10 protein-coding genes and 3 pseudogenes are annotated in these 14,899 nt (G+C 65.5%); 7 read left to right on the forward strand and 6 right to left on the reverse strand.

The window, feature by feature from the left end:
- Positions 1-120: 120 nt before the first annotated feature.
- The 5 genes from ASG95_RS17665 to ASG95_RS17685 all read right to left on the reverse strand — a co-directional run bounded on the left by ASG95_RS17665 (position 121) and on the right by ASG95_RS17685 (position 7,058).
- Positions 121-1,473 carry an NAD-dependent succinate-semialdehyde dehydrogenase gene (locus ASG95_RS17665; RefSeq protein WP_057378980.1) on the reverse strand — a complete coding sequence of 451 codons (1,353 nt, stop codon included), beginning with the start codon at positions 1,471-1,473 and terminating at the stop codon, positions 121-123.
- A 210-nt stretch (positions 1,474-1,683) separates the two neighbouring features.
- On the reverse strand, positions 1,684-3,984 hold the full coding sequence (locus ASG95_RS20995) for a N,N-dimethylformamidase beta subunit family domain-containing protein (RefSeq protein ID WP_082592813.1): 2,301 nt from the start codon (positions 3,982-3,984) through the stop codon (positions 1,684-1,686).
- Positions 3,981-4,373, reverse strand: coding sequence for a hypothetical protein (locus ASG95_RS17675; protein WP_057378300.1), 393 nt, complete (start codon positions 4,371-4,373; stop codon positions 3,981-3,983). The genes ASG95_RS20995 and ASG95_RS17675 overlap by 4 nt, the downstream gene beginning before the upstream one ends.
- Positions 4,374-4,566: 193 nt before the next feature.
- Positions 4,567-5,964 (reverse strand): APC family permease, encoded by a 1,398-nt coding sequence (locus ASG95_RS17680; protein WP_200961933.1) that lies wholly within the window; start codon positions 5,962-5,964, stop codon positions 4,567-4,569.
- Between the two features lie 170 nt (positions 5,965-6,134).
- Complete coding sequence (locus ASG95_RS17685) at positions 6,135-7,058, reverse strand: LysR family transcriptional regulator (RefSeq protein ID WP_057378302.1); 924 nt, start codon at positions 7,056-7,058, stop codon at positions 6,135-6,137.
- Positions 7,059-7,182: 124 nt separating this feature from the next.
- On the opposite strand from ASG95_RS17685, the gene gabT reads away from it, so the two are divergent.
- The 6 genes and pseudogenes from gabT to ASG95_RS22130 form a co-directional block, all read left to right on the forward strand.
- Positions 7,183-8,523: a 4-aminobutyrate--2-oxoglutarate transaminase gene (gene gabT, locus ASG95_RS17690; protein ID WP_057378303.1), complete on the forward strand. Its 1,341-nt coding sequence runs from the start codon at positions 7,183-7,185 to the stop codon at positions 8,521-8,523.
- A 33-nt stretch (positions 8,524-8,556) separates the two neighbouring features.
- Complete coding sequence (locus ASG95_RS17695) at positions 8,557-10,017, forward strand: NAD-dependent succinate-semialdehyde dehydrogenase (RefSeq protein WP_157582496.1); 1,461 nt, start codon at positions 8,557-8,559, stop codon at positions 10,015-10,017.
- A 172-nt stretch (positions 10,018-10,189) separates the two neighbouring features.
- The gene (locus ASG95_RS17700; protein WP_057378304.1) at positions 10,190-10,777 is read left to right on the forward strand and encodes an adenylate kinase; all 588 of its coding nucleotides are present in this window, start codon (positions 10,190-10,192) and stop codon (positions 10,775-10,777) included.
- 152 nt (positions 10,778-10,929) lie between these two features.
- On the forward strand, positions 10,930-12,195 hold a 1,266-nt coding region (locus ASG95_RS17705), incomplete at its 3' end, for an acetate--CoA ligase (RefSeq protein WP_235544244.1).
- Position 12,196: 1 nt separating this feature from the next.
- Positions 12,197-12,451 (forward strand): annotated as a pseudogene (locus ASG95_RS22125) (acetyl-coenzyme A synthetase); the annotation flags it as partial.
- A 1-nt stretch (position 12,452) separates the two neighbouring features.
- A pseudogene (locus tag ASG95_RS22130) lies at positions 12,453-12,792 on the forward strand (acetyl-coenzyme A synthetase); the annotation flags it as partial.
- A gap of 300 nt (positions 12,793-13,092) precedes the next feature.
- Here the strand turns inward: ASG95_RS22130 and ASG95_RS22135 are convergent.
- Positions 13,093-14,064 (reverse strand): annotated as a pseudogene (locus ASG95_RS22135) (amidohydrolase family protein).
- On the opposite strand from ASG95_RS22135, the gene ASG95_RS17720 reads away from it, so the two are divergent.
- Complete coding sequence (locus ASG95_RS17720; RefSeq protein WP_082592819.1) at positions 14,024-14,815, forward strand: FAD-binding oxidoreductase; 792 nt, start codon at positions 14,024-14,026, stop codon at positions 14,813-14,815. The pseudogene ASG95_RS22135 and the gene ASG95_RS17720 sit on opposite strands and share 41 nt — an antisense overlap.
- The last annotated feature ends 84 nt before the right edge of the window (positions 14,816-14,899 follow it).

Genomic DNA, 14,899 nt, shown 5'->3' on the forward strand with positions numbered 1-14,899 from the left:
CAACCGGCGCAGACGCCGCCCGACGACCCCGAGGCTTGGTGGCCCTTTTCGTGGTCGCACTCGCCTTTCGGTTTCCTTTTCCAGCACCTGCGGGTTGGGTGGTCATGCTGTCCCCTTCGGTCAACGGTTGGCCTGGGTGCGGATGAGCTTTTTGTTGACGAATTCGTCCATACCGAAATGGCCAAGCTCTCGGCCGAAACCGGAGCGCTTCACGCCACCGAAGGGAAGCTCTGCTGCGTCGAGCATGACGCCGTTGACGAAGACCATTCCGGCGTCGATCTGGTCCGCCACGCGCTCGGCCTGCTCGGGGTCAGTCGTGAACACGTAGGCTCCCAAGCCGTATGGAGTGTCGTTGGCCAAGGCGACTGCCTCCGCCTCCGAGGAGACCCGGAAGACCATCGCGACTGGGCCGAATAGTTCTTGGGCAAACACGTCCTGGTCCGGAACGACACCGGTCAGCACGGCGGGAGGGAAGAACGCCCCCGAGCGCTGCCCCACGGTGTGCAGGGTGGCTCCTTGCGCCACGGCGCGGTCGACCTGTCCTTGCAGTCCCTCGGCAGCCCGCAGCGAAGACATTGGGGCTCCGCCGTCGGCCGCCGCAAGCATCGACGTCGTGAACTGATCGAGGAACGGCTCGTAGAGCTCCTCGGCGACGATGAAGCGCTTTGGTGCATTGCAGACCTGACCGGCGTTGTCCATGCGAGCCGCCACGGCTGCCGCCACCACGGCCTCGAGGTCGTCGGTACTGAGCAACACGAACGGGTCAGAGCCCCCCAACTCAAGCACTACCTTCTTGAGGTTGCGCCCAGCGATCTCAGCGACCGCTGATCCAGCCCGCTCGGACCCGGTCAGCGACACCCCGGCAATGCGGGGGTCGGCGATCATCTCTGCGACCTGGTTCACGGTTGCATTGACAGCGACGTACGCCCCATCAGGGAACCCGGCGTCGGCGAAGATCTCTTGCAGCGCCGCAGCCGACTCCGGACACTGCGGCGCGTGCTTGAGCACGATCGTGTTGCCGATAGCGAGGTTGGGTGCAGCGAACCGGGCCACCTGGTAGTAGGGAAAGTTCCACGGCATGATGCCGAGCAATGCGCCCACCGGGCTGCGACGGATGACGGCTGTGCCACTTCCTTGGAGGAGCGGCACCTGCTCGTCGGCGAGGAACCCCGCCGCGTTGTCAGCGTAGAACTCGTATATCTCGCGGCAGAAGTCGACCTCCACTAGCCCTTGATCCAGCGGCTTTCCCATCTCCCGCCCGATGACGGATGCGAGATGTTCACGCCGTTCACCATGGAGCTCTCCCACTCGCCGGAGCAGTGCGGCGCGCTCAGTTGCCATCGTCGTTCGGCCCCAGGTCACACACGCCGATGCGGCTTGGTCCAGCGCAGCATCCATCTCGGCCTGCGACGCCTGCGGGAACGTTCGCAGCCGCTCGCCGGTCGCTGGGTCAATGACGGCGTAGTCATCGATGACCGCATACTCCTCCATGGCCTTACCTCCTTCGTGTTGGTGGTGATCGCGCGTCGAGCGGGCAGCGGGAAACTCCCAGCCGGTCAGGGCACTGCCGTCGTGTTCGGCACGGGCACTGTCGTTGGCTGCCCCCGGACAGACCATCGAAATACCTGTGTCATCTGGAGGTCGATACGACCGCCTTGACCGGGCGGGGCAGCCTTCACAGGCCTACTTGAGTGGCTCAGGGTCCCTGAATCGCGTCAACACGTTGGAGGTCAAACGGGCGATGTTGTTGTCGTATCCGTTGTATGAGAGCGATCCGGTCCACGCGATTGAACCGACCGAAAAGATGCCTCCGCCGCCGTCGAGGGCCGCGTAGACGACGTCAGAGCGAACCGAGGGTTGCTCTGTTCCTCCCAGACCGGGGAGTTGCTCGAACAGCTCCTCTGTGACCAGGAGGTAAGCGTCCGACAGCGGTCCGGACGTGGCCAGCACGAGGGTGTCCGGAGGCGATCCGAGGCTCGGGTTGTAGAAGTCGATCTCGGATCCCGCCGCGCCTCCGCCGATGATGCCGAAGTCTCCGAGGAGTTCCTCGGCTCCGATCCCTTCGAAGATGAAGGCAGCACGCGCGTCGAAGCTGTCCTCGAGTCGCTGATAGTAGGTACAGCGATCGAAGCCCTGGGCGGACATCCCGACACCTACCAGCCGTTCCGGCGCCTTTCCCTTGTTGCGCCAAAGGCCGGCGGACTCGCCTGAGGTCGTGTGGCGCCGCTCCGCGAACGGGGTTTGGTGCGGTCGCGTACCTCCGTCAGCGCGACGGACCTCGAGTACGTGTCGGTTATCGGGGTCGAACGACGCCGTGGCGTAGAACCCGTTGCCGCCGAGGTACATCAGGCGCCCGCCGGCCGCGGTGAACTCCGCCAGCGCATCGAGCTCAGCTCGGGTCATGTACTCCGGGTGACTGCCCGTGATGACAACGCGATACTTCGAGATGAGGTCATAGCCCTCGAGGTCCAGGGTTTCATCGGTGAGTGCGTCGAACTCACAGCCGACCTCCTCCAACCAGTGGGTGAGGCATAGGTCGGCGGGGAGACCCCACGGTCCTTCGCTCATGAAGGACGCTCGGTACCGGGGCTGCATGGTGATGAGGGGGCGGTGCGCAGTGCTGAAGATGACGCCGGAACCGTCGTTGTGGATCTCGTAGCAGGAGCGCCCGAACTCTGGGTGGTCCTGCATGACCAGGTCTTCGGAGTGAACGATCGGTGTGTGTCCGAGCAGCATCTCCATGCCGTCGGCCTCAAAGGCGATTCGGTCGTTCGCGTATGCGAGGTAGGACCCCGTGGGAAACAGGACGGCCACGTCGCGCGAGCGTTGGCCGGGCCCCACGAAGAACGGCACATGATGGTCCCTGCCGTCTGCCTTCAGGCGGAACGCGTACACCCCGCTGGGCATGTCCTCTGGGATATCGAATGTCAGGGCAACGGGCCACTCGGCGTCCGAGATGTCGTCGTCGTGAAAGTGGATGGCATCGAACTCGTCCGGGGCAAGGCGAAAATCCTCCACGTGACCCTGGAATGTAGGCCCGGTCACGCCACGCACTGGTCCATTCACACAGTGGGCGGTTAGGCCGTTGGGTGACTCGTCTACGACAGTGGAGAGCAGCAGGCCATCGTCACGGTCGCTTCGACCGAAGTGCCATCTGGCCACCGTACGGTTGCCACCGCCGTCCTGCCGTCGAATCGTGACGCCTCCGATCTTTCCGTTGAAGGCTGATGCAGCGACGAGCCGCGTGTCCGCACGAGCAGCCAGCGCGCCGATGCGGAAAGGCATCTGGGAGGCGACCCAGGCGCTCGTCGTCTGCAAGGTCGCGGACTCCGATGCGAGTCGTGCTGAGGCTGGTGCGACCAGATCCGACGCATGCTTCAAGGGCGTGCAGTGCAGCGTCACATCTCCGCCATTGGGCGGTACGTCGACAACGAGTTCGTACCAATGGTGTGCGATGAGGGCGGTGTCGAGCTGAAGGGTGCAGGGCTGTCCCCACTCACTCCACATGAACGTGGGTCGACCCTCTTCGATGGTGAGCGCCCAACCCGTCGTCGTTTCGGCGTCCCATGTTCCCAACACAGTCTGATGCTCGCCGCGGAACGCGACGGAACTGTGGCTGACCCGATAGGCGCCCAGACTCCCCGCACGATCGTCACGCGGCAGCGTGGGGAAGACGGCTACACGTATTTGGAAACCTGCCGGATCCTTGAGGGTTCCGGCCGGGTCTGAAACCTCAACGAAGGATCCGGGCCGGCAGACGTATCGCTGTCCTGGATAGGTACCTTCGACCGCTGTAGGGACATGCGATTCTTCGAAGCCTGGGCCTGCGGAACCGTCGAACCCGTGATGTAGCTGGACGACGCTTGTGACGTACGAGTCGATGTCCTCACAGCTTACGTGGAGCTGGATCTGCTCACCGGGCCGGGCCGACAAGCGATCGGTGTAGCCGAACACCTTCTGGCTGTTGCTGATTGGCGAGTTCATGATCCTGTTCCAATTCTTTGGGTCTCTGCAGGAACGGCGTTGGCCTCGAGGTACTTCGCCCTTCGCTCGTGGAAGACGGCCCTCATCGCGTCCTCGTAGTCCTGGTACGTACCGGGCTGGAGGACCAGGTTCCCGGGAACTCCGTGCGTTACCAGGCCGAGGGACCAAGGCCCGTCAGGGCCATTGGCGTAGATGAGGTGCTTGCCCTGGATCGGTTGACTACGCAAGATCCTCAGCACTCGGTTCGCGCCGTCCTGCAAGATCCAGAGTGGGTCGGCGTCATGTTGCGCAACGACTTCCTCGGTGAACTCGGCGCGGAGGCGCGTCAGGCTCCGCTGGGTGAAGACCTCGAGCAGCTCTGCGACTCTGTCTGCCGCCGTACGCGTCATTGGTTTTCTCCTGTGATCAGCTGACGGTCAGATGTTGCGTGAGGGCCAAACCCGACCGACGACTCGCTTGGCGGGTTCAGCAGCTTCGATGCGATCGCCTGCCCCGTCACGAGGTACTGGCCAGGGATGACGGGTGCGGAGCACGTGGCACGAGGGATCTCTTGAGTTCGCACGATGGCCGCCTGGAGTCGCGTCAGAGGTCCGATTGCTGCATGGAACGACCAGAGGCCTTCAAGTACGCGGCCACTCCGAGCCCGACGACGACCCAGCTGATGCCCAAGATCTTCGCGTGAGGATTTGCACTCCAGAGGGCGAAGAGCAGGATCGCGGTTCCCACAACCGGGGAGATCAGGTGCAGGAAGATACGGCGGCTCTTTCCACGGATGACGAAGTGATTAACCACCGCAACGTTCAACAGGATGTAGGCCGTCAGGGCGCCAAACGTGACCAGGGTGATCAACAGGCCAGCCTGCTCGACGCCCAGCACGCCGACTCCGACCGACAGCACCGCGATAAAGAGCATCGCGTTCCTCGGCACCATGCGGTCGCTGACGCGCGAGAGGAACCGGGGCAGTTGGCCATCCCTGGCCATGCTGAACACGAGGCGTGACGATGTGGCGTTGGACGCGATCGCGTTGGCAAAAAGGGCGATGAGGGCGTTGGTCAGGAGCACGACGGTGCCGAACCACGACGACATGGAATGGCTCACGATGTCGTAGAAGGCATTGTTGGTGTCATCGCCTTCAGCGAAGGTGGTGCCGGTGGGAACGAGCACGGCGGCCAGGCAGACTTGAAGAACGAACAGCACGCCGACACACCACATCACCAAGATCGTGGCGCGTGCGACGGTGGCTCCCCCGTGCTCAGCCTCCTCGTTCAGCGTCGAGATCGCATCGAAACCGACGAAGCTCAGAGCCGCGATGGGGACCGCCGACGCCACCAGAGCCCAAGAGGAATTCGAGGAGGGAATGAGAACGTCGAGCGAAAGATGCGCGTCGCCGGAGGCGATGAGCACGATCGCCCATCCGACGAAGACAGTGAGAACTGCAAGCTGAATGCACAGGAAGATCTTGTTCATCCGCGCCGTCACTGAGACACCCATGATGTTGATGAGCGCCGTTGCCGCAACGAACAGGATCACCCACACCCAGCCAGGCACGAAGGTGACCAGGGAGGCCATGGCGAGGGAGGCAAAGACGCAGAGCAATGCAGGGAGCAGGAGATAGTCCAGGAGTATCGCCCACCCTGAAATGAAGCCGACGAAGGTCGAGGTGCCCAGGCGGACGTAGGAGTACACCGAGCCGGCAACAGGGAACTGCAGTGCCATCTCCCGGTAGCTGAGGGCGCTGAATGTCATGACCAGGGCGGTAATGAGGTACACCGCACCAGCTGCCCCCACCGAGAGGTTGTAGACGACACCGAAGACCGAGATCGGCGCAATCGGCACCATGTAGATGAGGCCGTAGATGACCACATCGGCCAGGCTGAGAGATCGGGAGAGTTCGGGCTTGTAGCCCAACTCATTCAGCCTCGCGTTCTCAGTGTCCATATGCTCTCCTGCGACCGCTTTCGCATCAGTTCGCTCAGTCATGGCGTGTACCTTTCGGAGCCGGGGGGACTCGATGTCTGCAGCCGTTCGTGCCAACAATGGGACGAGCACCTAGGGCTGGAGTGCCTTGGTTTCCGAGTGTCGGCGGTGTCCAAGGCGCCATCAATACGTACTTGTACGGATGGTGCGTCGAAGGAAGGCGTTCTGAGCGTTCAGGGGGCAGGTGTCTGCCGCTGTGCGCCGCGTCCTGGTGGCGTCACCTGTTCGCCGTAGCGGGTCACGCAGAAGGCGGCCAGTCGCTCGGCCAGCCGCTCGATGGTCGCCGCAGCGTGGTGGTCAGGGTGCCACGCGGCATACAGGCTGATCCCCAACGGGCCGGTGGGGCCGTCGATCCCAAGCGGTCGCAGGCCGAAGCGCGGGTCGTCCGAGACCACCGCGACCCCGCGGCCTGCGGCAGCAACCGCCTGGGCTACTTCCGGAGAGCCGAACTCGTGGAGCAGCGTGTAGCCGAGGTGTGCCGTCGCCATCGCGCTGTCGAGGGCGCGACGCGGGTGGTAGTCGCGGTTTTGGGTCAGGATGGGTCGCTCGACCAGCTCTGCGAGAGGGACCTTGCCGCGACCAGCCCAGTCGTGGGTGGGCGGGACGTAGGCCCACACGGGCAGGTCGGCGAGGGCCATTCCGGCGAACTGCGGTGGGGGCGGTGTCGTGCCGATCGCCAGGTCCGCCCCGAGGGTGAGGGTCGTGTAGACCGACCCCGGTACCTCCTCCAGCACGGCGGGCATCGGGTCGTCCGCCTCCAGGGTGGCGAGAAAGGGAGCCACAACGTCGGTGAGGGTGGTTCCTGGCGCAGCGATCGTGACCCGCTGCAGTCGACCGGCGGCCAGCGCCGCGGCGATGTCCAGTGCTGTCTCGGCCTGGGCGACAAGCGACCGGGCGACGGGGAGGAACTCCTCACCGGCGGCGCTCAGCCGCAGCCGACCCTCGTCACGGAGGAAGAGGTCGACCCCCAGGTGACGCTCCAACTGGCGCAGCTGACGCGACAACGAGGGCTGGGTGACGTGCACAGCGGCGGCGGCCGCCGTCACCGATCCGTTGTCGGCCACGGCGACGAGGTATCGCAGGGTGCGGATCTCCATGACATGCCTCCAAGGCATCGGACTAAGGCCCAATAGGTATTGGACAGCATGGCACGCGGGGTTGAGGCTCTAAGGCGACCACCCGTCATGCCTCGGCCCTTCGCCTGTCTCCCAAGGAGATTCCATGTCCGCAGTCGTCGAGCAGCATCGGCGCCTCATCACGGCCATCCCCGGACCGCGGTCCCAGGCATTGCATGCGCGGAAGGTGGCGACCGTGGCCGCTGGGGTGGGCACGGGTCTGCCGGTGTACATCGAGCGCGCTGCCGGGGGAGTCCTGGTCGATGTCGACGGCAACCACCTCATCGACTTCGGCTCCGGCATCGCGGTGACCACCGTGGGGAGCTCGGCGCCGCGGGTCGTCGAGCGCGTGCAGAGGCAGGTGGAGGAGTTCACCCACACCTGCTTCATGGTGACGCCCTACGAGGAATACCTCGCGGTCTGCGAGAAGCTCGCGGCACTGACGCCGGGCACGCACGAGAAAAGGTCGGCGCTGTTCAACTCCGGCGCCGAGGCCGTCGAGAACGCCGTCAAGATCGCGCGGGTGTTCACCGGCCGGACGGCGGTCGTGGCCTTCGACCACGCCTACCACGGGCGCACCAACCTCACCATGGCCCTGACCGCGAAGAACATGCCCTACAAGCAGGGCTTTGGGCCGTTCGCCTCCGAGGTCTACCGGGTCCCGATGGCCTACCCGTACCGCTGGGCCGGCGACCGCACGCGGGTGGCGGACGAGGCCTTCGAGGCCTTCACTGCGCAGGTGCACGCGCAAGTAGGCGAGGAGAACGTCGCGGCCGTCATCATCGAGCCGATCCAGGGCGAGGGCGGCTTCATCGTGCCGCCCGAGGGCTGGCTGCCCCGAGTGGCCGACTGGTGCCGCGAACACGGCATCGTCTTCATCGCCGACGAGATCCAGACCGGCTTCTGCCGCACGGGTGACTGGTTCGCCTGCGACCACGAGGGTGTCGTCCCTGACCTCATCACGACAGCAAAGGGAATCGCGGGCGGCCTGCCCCTCGCGGCGGTCACCGGTCGTGCCGAGATCATGGATGCCGTGCACGCAGGCGGCCTCGGCGGCACCTACGGAGGCAACCCAGTGGCGTGCGCCGCGGCGCTCGGCGCGATCGAGACCATGGAGGCGGAAGACCTGTGCGGTCGCGCCCGTGAGGTCGAGGCCCTGTTCACGGGGCGGCTGCGTGCGCTGGCCGAGAAGTTCGACGTCGTTGGGGAGATCCGAGGTCGTGGCGCGATGCTGGCCGTTGAGCTCGTCACCGGCGCGGGCGACGACACCCCCAACCCCGGTCTCACCGCGCGGATCAACGCGGCCTGTCACCAGCAGGGCCTGGTCACGCTGACGGCAGGGACCTACGGCAACGTGCTCCGCTTCCTGCCGCCCCTGGCCATCCCCGACGAGCTGCTGCACGAAGGTCTCGACGTCCTCGAGCAGGCCTTCGCAGCTCACGCCTGACAACCGCTGCAGCACAGGGAGATTCAACAAGTGATACTGACCTCGGCCCAGAATACGCTCGTCGCCTCGGTCCCTACCGGCCTGTTCATCAACGGCACCTGGCGCGAGGCCTCCGATGGCGCTCGTGTGCAGGTGGAAGACCCCTCTACCGGCGTGGCCTTCGCTACCGTCGCCGACGCCACCGTGACCGACGGAGGCGACGCCCTTGCCGCAGCCTCGGCGGCTCAGGCGAGCTGGGCCGCCACCGCGCCGCGTCAACGCAGCGACTTGCTACGCGCGGCATACGAGCTGCTCACCGAACGAGCCGGGGACTTCGCGACCCTGATCACCCTCGAGATGGGCAAACCCCTCTCGCAGGCTCGGGGCGAGGTGGCCTACGGCGCCGAGTTCTTCCGGTGGTTCTCCGAGGAAGCCGTGCGCATTTCCGGACGGTGGATGACCGCACCCAACGGCGCCACCCGGCTGCTCACCATGAAGAAGCCGGTCGGGCCCACCCTGATGATCACGCCGTGGAACTTCCCGCTCGCGATGGGGACCCGCAAGATCGGGCCTGCCATCGCCGCCGGCTGCACCATGGTCGTCAAGCCCGCCACGCAGACACCACTAACGATGCTCGCCCTAGCCGCGCTTCTCGACGAGGTAGGGCTCCCACAGGGGGTGCTGAATGTCATCACGACGACCCGGACAGCGCAGGTGGTGGAGCCGCTCGTGCGCGACCCTCGCGCCCGCAAGCTCACCTTCACCGGGTCGACGCCCGTAGGGCGCACGCTGGTGGAGCAGTCCGCGACCCAGCTGCTCCGGGTCTCCATGGAGCTGGGTGGCAACGCCCCGTTCGTGGTGTTCGACGATGCCGACCTCGACGCAGCGGTGGATGGCGCGATGCTGGCCAAGATGCGCAACATGGGCGAAGCGTGCACGGCGGCCAACTGGTTCCTCGTGCAGTCGGGTGTGGCTGACGAGTTCGCTGCCCGGTTCACGGCACGAATGGAGCAGCTGTCCATCGGGCGGGGCACCGATGCCGGCGTCGACGTGGGGCCACTGATCGATGCCTCGGCCCGAGACAAGGTCGAGGAACTGGTGGATGACGCGGTCCTGCGTGGAGCCCGAATCTCGTGTGGAGGCAAAGCCTTTGGGGAGAAGGGCTACTTCTACACACCCACCGTCCTCACGGACGTCCCTCCCGATGCGCGTCTCCTGCGCGAGGAGATCTTCGGCCCCGTCGCGCCGATCGCCACGTTCGACACCGAGGACGAGGCCATCTCGCGAGCCAACGACTCCGAGTACGGGCTCGCGGCCTACGTCTTCACCCGTGACCTGTCCAGAGTGCTGCGGCTCGCCGAAAGTCTGGATTTTGGCATGGTCGGCGTCAACCAGGGCATCGTCTCCAACGCGGCTGCCCCGTTCGGCGGGATGAAGGCCTCAGGGTTCGGGCGAGAGGGCGGGTTCGAAGGCATCGAGGAATACCTCGAGACGACCTACGTGGGGATCGCATGACGAGTCAGGTGACGACTGAACGCCCAGCCGGCCGGGGCAACTTCGGCCATAGAGACCCGCAGTTGCGTCGATCCGGTGGGCAGGCAAGATCGTGGCATCGGTCACCCATTGGCAATGACGCGAGCTGTGTTGACAGCACAGTGCGCGCCGAACTGTTCTGGGTGGGTATGCCATGAGACTCCTTCTGATGGGACCCCCCGGAGCAGGAAAGGGCACCCAGGCAGTCCGACTCGCGGAGCGACTTGGCGTCCCAGCCATCTCCACCGGTGACATCTTCCGCGCCAACGTCGCCGCGCTCACCGGCCTGGGACGAGAGGCCAAGCGGTACATCGACGTGGGCGACTACGTGCCTGACCGGGTAACCAACGACATGGTTCGGGATCGTTTGGCCCAGAACGATGCACGCCACGGCTGGCTACTTGATGGCTATCCGAGGACCCCATCCCAGGTCAACGAACTGGACAGGTTCTGCCGGGACTGCGGCCACACGCTGGACTTAGCCATCGTTCTGGGTGTGCCCGAGCGAGAACTCGTGCGACGGCTGCTCGAGCGCGCCTCGTCTGAAGGTCGCGTGGACGACACGGAGGCCGTGATCTCACACCGACAGCAAGTGTTCCGCGAACAGACTGAGCCACTCATGGAGATCTATCACGCCCGCGGCATCCTCAAGATCGTGGATGGTCGCGGGGACGTTGCCGATGTAACTGCCAGGTGCCTTCTCGCAGCTGGTCGCGACCGAGACGCAGTTCCGACCACGTGACCTGGCGGGAGTCCGGAATCGTATTGCGGCCCAGCCAGCTGTCGATTGACGACGTCTCGTCGCATACGCGGTATGCCAACAAAGGAGGAACCACCGTGTCCGAGTCGTCCGAGAGCCAGTCCACGAGCCAGTCCACGAGCCAGACCGAGGGTCTGGACCTCACGCCCACACCCGAGTTCGCCGCGCAGGCCAACGGGACGGCCGACCTCTACGACGCCGCCGAGGCGGACTTCGAGGGCTTCTGGGCCGACCAGGCGCGGCAGCGGCTCAGCTGGGCCAAGGACTTCGACCAGACCCTCGACTGGAGCGATGCGCCGTTCGCCCAGTGGTACGTCGGCGGTGAGGTCAACGCGGCCTACAACTGCGTCGACCGCCACGTCGAGGCGGGGAACGGCGACCGGGTCGCCATCCACTTCGAGGGCGAGGGCGGCGACAGCCGCACCATCACGTATGCCGAGCTGCAGCGTGACGTGGCAAAGGCCGCCAACGCGCTGGAGTCACTCGGCGTCGCCAAGGGCGACCGGGTCGCCATCTACCTGCCCATGATCCCCGAGGCCGTCGCGGCCATGCTGGCCTGCGCGCGCATCGGCGCCCCCCACTCGGTGGTGTTCGGAGGCTTCTCGGCCGACGCCCTGCGCACCCGCATCGCCGACGCCGAGGCCAAGCTCGTCATCACCGCCGACGGCCAGTTCCGGCGCGGCAAGTCGGCTCCGCTCAAGCCCGCTGTCGATGCCGCAGTGGACGGCGACAGCACCGTGGAGAAGGTGCTGGTCGTGCAGCGCACCAAGGACGACGTGGAGTGGAACGACGACCGCGACGTCTGGTGGCACGACGTGGTCGACTCGGCCAGCGACGAGCACGAGGCCGTGGCCCACGACAGCGAGCACCCGCTCTTCATCCTCTACACCTCCGGCACCACGGGAAAGCCGAAGGGCATCTATCACACGACGGGCGGCTACCTGACCCAGGCGGCCTACACGAACTCGATCGTGCACGACGTGCACCCCGAGACCGACGTCTACTGGTGCACCGCCGACATCGGCTGGGTGACCGGGCACTCCTACATCGTCTACGGGCCCCTGGCGAACGGCGCCACCCAGGTCATCTACGAAGGCACCCCCGACACCCCGCACCAGGGCCGCTGGTGGGAGATCGTGCAGAAGTACGGCGTGACGATCCTCTACACCGCGCCCACAGCGATCCGGACCTTCATGAAGTGGGGCGACGACATCCCCGCGAAGTTCGACCTGTCGTCACTGCGGCTGCTCGGCTCGGTCGGCGAACCGATCAACCCCGAGGCGTGGCTCTGGTACCGCAAGAACATCGGCGGCGGCCACGCACCCATCGTCGACACCTGGTGGCAGACCGAGACCGGCGGCATCATGATCAGCCCGCTGCCCGGCGTCACCGACCTCGAGNAACCCGCTGCACGACCCCGAGGCGGTCGGCTACCTCGTGCTGACCAAGCCGTGGCCGGGCATGCTGCGCGGCATCTGGGGCGACGAGGAGCGCTACAAGGAGACGTACTGGTCGCGGTTCGGACCCAAGTACTACTTCGCCGGCGACGGCGCGAAGTACGACGCGAAAGGCAACATCTGGCTGCTCGGCCGGGTCGACGACGTCATGAACGTCTCCGGCCACCGGCTCTCCACCGCCGAGATCGAGTCCGCCCTCNACACCCGTCCGTGGCCGAAGCGGCCGTCGTGGGCGCCACCGACGAGACCACCGGCCAGGCCGTGGTGGCCTTCGTCATCCTGCGTGGCGGCCACGAGGACCACGGCGACGACACGGTGCAGGAGCTGCGCAACCACGTGGCCAAGGAGATCGGGCCGATCGCCAAGCCGCGCTCCATCATGGTCGTCTCCGAGCTGCCCAAGACGCGGTCCGGCAAGATCATGCGCCGCCTCCTGCGCGACGTCGCCGAGAACCGCGAGGTCGGCGACGTCACCACGCTGGCCGACTCCTCGGTCATGAACCTGATCAAGGAAGGCATGACCTCCGGCAAGGAGGACTGACCACTTCCCTACTCCACCACCGCACTTCGGTATGCCGCGGACGCACCTCGCGTCCGCGGCATACCAGTGTCTGTTGGTGGTCGACTGGTGCCGGGGGACGATCAGCTCGATGTCGGCCGGCCCGGCCCGCGCACGCGCGGGCCGCTTGGTGGGGCGAGCTGATCGTTGGGCGGCGAGCCCGCGCCTACCGCGTGGGCTGGGACTGTGGGGGTGTGTCGAGCACTGCGCGTTGCGCCACGGCGAGCCCAGCGGACCACCCTGGTGCGCGACCCGCGCCTGAAGCCCTCAGACGCTGCCAGGTCAGGAGATTGAGCCTGACACCAGTTCACCCTCGAAGAAGACGGCCGAAGGCTTGAGGTCGCTGATCTCGAGCGGGTCGACCTCGAACAGGTTGTCAGTGAGGACGATGAAGTTCGCAAGCTTGCCGACCTCGATCGAACCGACCCGGTCGTCAAGTCGTAGCTGGCGCGCGCCGTCAATCGTGTAGCCCTTCACCAACACGTCGATCGTCAGGCTGGCAGTGGAGTCGGGCCTCACGCTTCCCGGATGCTTGGTTGGGTCCAGTGGCATCTGTGGGTCGACACGGGTCTTCCCGACCTGCATGCCGAAAAATGGGTCGGCTCTAGCTAGTTCCTAGGCCGTGACCACGTCACTGGAGAAGGTGACACGTGCGCCGGTGCGAACGACCGGGTTGAAATCGTACATCCGGTTCCAGCGCTCAATCCCGAGGTGGGTCTTGGCCTGTTCGCCGAAGTAGCCGCCCGACCAATGCGGCGTCCAGTTGACGATGATGTCGAGCTGTTCGGGTCGACCCATGTCGGCTGGGTCGATGAGTTCACAGTGCGCGATGGTCACCTGGATCCGCCACGATTCTCCGGACGTCGACAAGTGCGTTCGGGCCGTTTGGACGGCATCGCAGGCGACGCGGAAGGCACGGTCGCCCACGAGATGAATATGCACGTCGATGTCGGCGTCGTTGCAGGTCTGCAGGCAGTCGGCGAGTTCGTCGGTGCCCATTTGGATCTCGCCGCAGCTGTCGTTGCGGCCGTGTCTCAGCATGGGTTCTAGGGTCGCACTGTTTCCGAGCTCGTTCGTCCCGTCAAGGAATAGCTTCACCGTCCGAAGTCGCACATGGTCGCTGCCGTACTTTCGTTGGTACTCGCGGAGGGTGTGGATGGCATCGGGGAGATCGTCGGGGGTGCGGAACCGGACTGAGCCCTCGTAGAAGAGGTTGAGCTCGCCCGCCGCGTCGAGTTGCGCGACTGCACGAATCGACTCCCAGACGCGGCGTCAGCAGGGCGACCGAGTTGTCGTCAAGACCGGTGAGGCCGTCATCAGCGCAGGCAAGGTTGCCTTGGCGACCAACGCGTTCCCCAGTCCGTTACGCCGCCTTCGTTGGTCTGTGGTCCCTGTCTTCGACTACGTCCTGGCAACCGAGCCACTCACGAACGCCCAACTCGAGAAAACCCGATGGGATCCGGCGATCGGCGTCGCAGACTCGGGCAACCAGTTCCATTACTACCGACAGACTGCCGACAACCGCATCCTGTGGGGTGGATACGACGCGATCTACCACTATGGCCGGTCCATCCGCGAAGAGCACTACGACCGCACGGAGACCTTCGAGACTCTCGCCCGACACTTCTTCGAGACGTTTCCCCAGCTGGCCGGCACCAAGTTCACCCACCGATGGTCCGGGATCATCGACACCTCCACACGATTCTGCGCCTTCTTCGGCAGGGTGCACCGTGGCCGCACCGCCTTCGCCGTGGGTTTCACAGGTTTGGGCGTCGGAGCGTCGCGGTTCGCCGCGGACGTGATGTTGGACCTGCTGGACGGCCAACTGACCGAACGGACCGAACTGGCGATGGTTCGCACCAAGCCACTGCCCTTCCCACCCGAACCAATTGCCTGGCTAGGCATCCAGGTCACCCAATGGGCCATGCGCCGACACGACGCCACCGGAAGGCGGAACCTGTGGTTGCGAGTTCTCGACCGACTGGGACTGGGCTTCGACTCATGACGCAGCCATGGGAACTAGCCGTGGCTACCTCGGGTGGGGCGGCGGGTCTGCGACCGCAGGGTTCAGAATCGTTTGCGGCTGGCG

This window comes from Phycicoccus sp. Soil803 (assembly GCF_001429685.1).
GTDB lineage: Bacteria > Actinomycetota > Actinomycetes > Actinomycetales > Dermatophilaceae > Pedococcus.